Consider the following 644-nt stretch of genomic DNA (forward strand, 5'->3'; position numbering starts at 1 on the left):
TACGCCACAACTGATCAAGCTCATGGCGCTTTGCGCCAAGAAGCTGATGCCAAGGGATATGAATCATTCATTATTCCCGACGGTGTCGGCGGTCGTTACTCCGTTTTGACGCCGGTTGGTTTGTTGCCCATCGCCGCTTCCGGTGCCGACATTGACCAATTAATGAAAGGGGCAGCCGACGCGGCCGATGCCTACACTGACCCTGATTTAAGCAAGAATGAAGCCTATCAGTACGCTGCCTATCGGAACATTTTATACCGCAAAGGCTTCACAACCGAATTATTGGAAAATTACGAACCCAATATGATGTACTTCGCTGAATGGTGGAAGCAACTTATGGGTGAATCCGAAGGCAAGAATGAAAAGGGCATTTACCCATCATCCGCCAACTTCACCACTGATTTGCATTCCTTAGGCCAATACATCCAAGAAGGCTTACGGAACTTAATGGAAACGGTCGTTAAAGTTGACCAGCCGAACCATGATTTAGACGTCCCCAAGGAAGCCGATAACTTGGACGGGCTGCAATATTTGGAAGGCCACACCATGGACTTTGCCAACACCAAGGCCTTTGAAGCCGTTACCCTTGCCCATACCGATGGTAACGTGCCAAATATGAGCGTCCATATTCCGGATCAAACCCC

General features: G+C 49.1%; 1 protein-coding gene. It reads left to right on the top strand.

The features are described from left to right. A partial coding sequence (locus FC85_RS09525; RefSeq protein WP_476737549.1) for a glucose-6-phosphate isomerase occupies nucleotides 1–644 on the top strand: 644 nt, incomplete at both ends.

The sequence above is a fragment of the Lentilactobacillus diolivorans DSM 14421 genome, from assembly GCF_001434255.1.
GTDB lineage: Bacteria > Bacillota > Bacilli > Lactobacillales > Lactobacillaceae > Lentilactobacillus > Lentilactobacillus diolivorans.